The organism is uncultured Mycobacterium sp. (assembly GCF_964249325.1).
In the GTDB taxonomy this organism is placed as follows: Bacteria; Actinomycetota; Actinomycetes; order Mycobacteriales; family Mycobacteriaceae; genus Mycobacterium.
This window is the reverse complement of record NZ_CAXUCH010000087.1, coordinates 1-3,658: the sequence shown is the minus strand read 5'-3', so window position 1 is coordinate 3,658 and position 3,658 is coordinate 1. Positions and strand designations below refer to the sequence as shown.

General features: G+C 65.9%; 6 protein-coding genes. 2 read left to right on the top strand and 4 right to left on the bottom strand.

The window, feature by feature from the left end; all coding sequences use genetic code 11:
* Positions 1 to 110 precede the first annotated feature (110 nt).
* Positions 111 to 443 carry a hypothetical protein gene (locus ACFE99_RS12820; RefSeq protein WP_375485799.1) on the top strand — a complete coding sequence of 111 codons (333 nt, stop codon included), beginning with the start codon at positions 111 to 113 and terminating at the stop codon, positions 441 to 443.
* Here the strand turns inward: ACFE99_RS12820 and ACFE99_RS12815 are convergent.
* Complete coding sequence (locus ACFE99_RS12815; RefSeq protein ID WP_375485797.1) at positions 431 to 913, bottom strand: hypothetical protein; 483 nt, start codon at positions 911 to 913, stop codon at positions 431 to 433. The genes ACFE99_RS12820 and ACFE99_RS12815 overlap by 13 nt on opposite strands.
* A 92-nt stretch (positions 914 to 1,005) precedes the next feature.
* On the opposite strand from ACFE99_RS12815, the gene ACFE99_RS12810 reads away from it, so the two are divergent.
* Positions 1,006 to 1,647: a phosphatase PAP2 family protein gene (locus ACFE99_RS12810; RefSeq protein WP_375485795.1), complete on the top strand. Its 642-nt coding sequence runs from the start codon at positions 1,006 to 1,008 to the stop codon at positions 1,645 to 1,647.
* On the opposite strand, the gene ACFE99_RS12805 is transcribed toward ACFE99_RS12810, so the two are convergent.
* The 3 genes from ACFE99_RS12805 to ACFE99_RS12795 form a co-directional block, all read right to left on the bottom strand.
* Positions 1,644 to 1,922, bottom strand: a complete 279-nt coding sequence (locus tag ACFE99_RS12805) for a hypothetical protein (protein WP_375485793.1) — start codon at positions 1,920 to 1,922, stop codon at positions 1,644 to 1,646. The two genes, ACFE99_RS12810 and ACFE99_RS12805, sit on opposite strands and share 4 nt — an antisense overlap.
* A gap of 117 nt (positions 1,923 to 2,039) precedes the next feature.
* Positions 2,040 to 2,957 (bottom strand): hypothetical protein, encoded by a 918-nt coding sequence (locus tag ACFE99_RS12800; RefSeq protein WP_375485791.1) that lies wholly within the window; start codon positions 2,955 to 2,957, stop codon positions 2,040 to 2,042.
* Positions 2,957 to 3,658 (bottom strand): DUF5632 domain-containing protein (locus ACFE99_RS12795; RefSeq protein ID WP_375485789.1); only part of this gene is annotated, 702 nt, incomplete at its 5' end. The genes ACFE99_RS12800 and ACFE99_RS12795, both read right to left, overlap by 1 nt.

Here is a 3,658-nt window from a genome sequence, read left to right as displayed (position 1 = left end):
GCTGAACTCTTGACCGGTCACAAGGCCATCGTAGGAACCGCGATGCCTATCGCGTGGGAGGCCGCGGTCGCGGCAAGATAAGACGCACTCGGCGGATGGGGAGCGGTGCAATGAAAATTCCAGACATCTTCGACCAGTTGCCCACCGATGGCGTGGTCCGTCGCGTCTTCGGCGAGCCCTTCCACATGGTCGACGGCACCACCGTCATCACCGCCGCCCGGATCCGTGGTGGGGGTCGCTACGGCGACGGCCTGACGGCTACGCCGCTCGGGGTGTTCGTCATCCGCGGCGAGAAGGCGTCGTGGGTGGGAGCCGTCGACATGAACCGGATAGGGCTGATCGGCGTAATCACCGGTCTGCTGGCAGCGGTGATTGGCACTCTGGCGGTGCTGCGCCGCCCGCCGTGGCCGGATCTGCGCGGCTGGCCGCGTCAGGGACTGTAGGCGAAGCCGACCGCCCGGAACACATATTCGGGGGGCACGTCGAACGCCAGCGACCGGCGCGGCAGTCCGGTGAGCACGTCGCCGGGAATGGTGGCCTTGTAGTGCAGCGACAAAAGACCGGTGAACCGCGAGTCGACGCGACCGACGTCGACTTCGACGTGCAGACCGGTCGATGCGACCTCGGCTGTTGCGGGCCCGGATTGCGCCTCCTCCCAGCGCACATCGACCGTGGGGCCAGCCAGCTTGGGCAGCGACGACAGCGTCGCCAGCACCCGTTGCGACGTCAACACTAGCGACCCCACGTAACTGGCCACGCTATGCGACGAGCGCAGACCGGGGATGGCGCCGCTGAACCGTCGGGTCACTGCGACGTAGTCGGCGAGGTAGATCAGACCCTCGGCTTCGACCTCTTCGCGCAGGTCGTCGGGCAGCTTGCCGATGCCGAACAATCTGCGGACGAAAACTGCCATCAGCCCAGTATGACGTCGGGTGCCCGGCAACGGGTTCCCACATGCTTCGCCTCGCGGGCGGTAGGGACTGTTGTCCTGGTAGGCGTATAGCCATGGTTTCGCTCCGGTTGACGGTCGTGCCCGTCGCCACGGCTGTGCTCGCGGCAGTGGTGTATGCGGCGATGTGGCTGGGCTATCGGCACGGTTGGGGTTGGCTCGGATCCGCCGACACCTCGTCGTTGCGGGCTCTCTACGACGTCGGTGTCAAGCATCCGCTGTGGGTGCGGTTCTGGGACGTGGTGTGCACGGTGTTCAGCCCCGGCGCGTTTCGGCTGCTGGGGGTGGTGGCTGTGGTAGTCGCGATGGTCAAGCGTCTGGTGCGCGAAGCGCTGTTCTTGTTGGCCACAATGCAATTCAACGAGCTGGTCACGCACGTCGCCAAGCATCTGGTTCATCGTCCACGACCGGTGACATCGCTGATACACGCGTCGTCCTCGTCGTTTCCGTCCGGGCATGCGCTGGGGGCCATGGCAGTTGTCTTGGCCTTGCTGACCGTGTTGGCCCCCATACTTGGCCGGTCGATGCGCGTGGTTGCCGTCCCAGCGGGCACGCTGATCGTGGTGGCCGTCGGATTCGGGCGCGTCGCGCTGAACGTGCACCACGTGTCCGACGTGATCGCCGGCTGGGCGTTGGGATACCTGTATTTCCTTGTGTGCGCGTTGGCGTTTCGCCCACTACACGGACGGTCTGGTTAGCGCTCCGGATCGGCGCTGTCGCCGTCGGCCGTCTCCTGTTGAATAGCTTCATTTACCGCCGCCGTAAGCAGGCGGTTCCGAGTTTCCCCACCTGCCAATACTTGTGCTTTGTCTGATTCGACATCTTGATTGGCCGCAAGGTGAAGCAATTCGACTAACTGATCTATGGAGGACGTGCCGAGCGTGGGCGGCTGCGGGGGCTCGATGACCGGCGGACGGCGATTGTGCAGCGCCGCAACCAGTAGATCTTGAAGGTATTTGTTGTCGTCGTCCACGCAGGTAAGCGTCCACGACTGATTGCCCGCCGTCAATTCACCACCGAGTGACGCGCTTGCGCAGTGCGCAGCGTCACGGGTGCAATGTTTCGCTTGACGAATCGCTGATTAATCGGGTTAGCGTTCTTCGTCAGCCCGGTTGTCGTCAGGTTTCTGATCGGGCGCGAGGATGCGCCGGGTCGTAAGCGGCTTGCCCGCGAGACGCTTTAGTACCTCCGGCACAGTCGGGGGTGCTGTGACGCGTCCCTGTACTGGGGCGCCATTTTTCACCGACGGTGGGACGACGCGCTTGGTGTCGGCCTTGGCGTCGCTACCTGCATTCCCGGCGCCGTGCATCGCACCCGGCGGCACCATTGGCATTCCGGCCATCCCGCCCCTCGGTGCCGGCGTCGGCTCAGGTGTGGCTGGTGGTGCCGGTGGCGTGGTTGGCGACGACATCGGGACAGTACCTGCCGATGGTGTCGGTGGCGGCCCAAGCATCGCGGCAGGTGTAGTACCGCCCAAGCCCGCAGCACCGGCGCCTCCTCCAGCGCCGGCTAATTCGCCAGCACCGCCCCCGAGTCCGCCGCCGGCGCCGAGCAACTCACCGGGTATCGCCTCCGCCGCGGCCGCGCCGCTGCCGGCGCCGTGTTGGAGCGCACCCATGCCCGCTTGCATGGCCTGCATACCGGCCTGGGCCACCTGTTGCGGGATCTGGGCCATTGGTTGCAGCGCACCGCCGAGAGCACCAGCGATTCCGCTTGCAAGCCCGGACGCCATCTGCGGGACCTGCTGAAGCATCTGGGCCGACTGCTCCTCGTTGGCGGGGAATTTCGTCAGCGCGTCGTTGACTTTGCCCTCACGTTCGGCCTGATTCTTCTGGCTTTCCGCGTTGTCGGCGGGGTCGCCGCTATTGGCGGCCAAGCCCAGCGCGGCCAGCGCTTGATCAAACGGAACGCCGCCAGGAACTACGGGGTCTGACACGCTCAGTGGTGGCGGGGGAAGCCCTAACGCGCCCGCCAATTCTTCAGTAATTATCCGGAGGTCTGGTGGCATTACCTCACCCCTCCCGTGGTTACCGGGCTCAGCGCTTGGAACCAGGCGAAATGGTAATTGGCACCTGTCCTATCAGCCTCAACGAGTGCGTCGATCGCCGCAAGCAGCTGCCAGTTTCCCACAGTGGCGGCGTCTACGTCGTCCGGATACAACTCAAGCACCCGATCGCGGGTCTCCCCGAGCAGTTTGCGGAGCGTCTCAATTTCAGTATCCAGCACTCCGGTTCCTCGGGATGCGGCCTTCGCCAAGGTGTGCGCCAGCCGCGGTAACCCGTCGCGCCAGTTGGTGGCTTGCCCGAGCTGCCAGCCGAGCTCTTCCACCTCGGGTCCCTGTCGTGCTCGCGGCGAAGTGGGGATCGGCTCGTCATCGTCGGGCGGTGGCACGTGGTGGAGGCGTGTGTAGCCAGCGGTGACGGTTACTTCGCCCAGAAGTGCTTCCACGTTGCCTCGACGCTTGGCCGGTTCGCGCAGTTGCAAACCGACCGGGAGGTCGATACCCGGTGGGATCCAGCCGCTGGCAAGGTCGGTCACCAGCACGGTGGTGCCGTCGGGTCGGTCTCCGGCGGCCCAGTTCAGCCGCGGCTCTTGGCGGGCGACGAAGTCGACCAGCCGCTGCAGCCGGGCCTGGGCGGTCGCCGCCGCGGAGGCTGCCCCGGCGGCGGTGCCACCGGCGGTGGCGAGGGCGGCCTGCTCGCCCACGCC

Coding starts and splice junctions, on each gene's coding strand:
- ACFE99_RS12820 (WP_375485799.1), top strand. CDS start 111: ATGAAAATTCCAGACATCTTCGACCAGTTGCCCACCGATGGCGTGGTC.
- ACFE99_RS12815 (WP_375485797.1), bottom strand. CDS start 913: ATGGCAGTTTTCGTCCGCAGATTGTTCGGCATCGGCAAGCTGCCCGAC.
- ACFE99_RS12810 (WP_375485795.1), top strand. CDS start 1,006: ATGGTTTCGCTCCGGTTGACGGTCGTGCCCGTCGCCACGGCTGTGCTC.
- ACFE99_RS12800 (WP_375485791.1), bottom strand. CDS start 2,957: ATGCCACCAGACCTCCGGATAATTACTGAAGAATTGGCGGGCGCGTTA.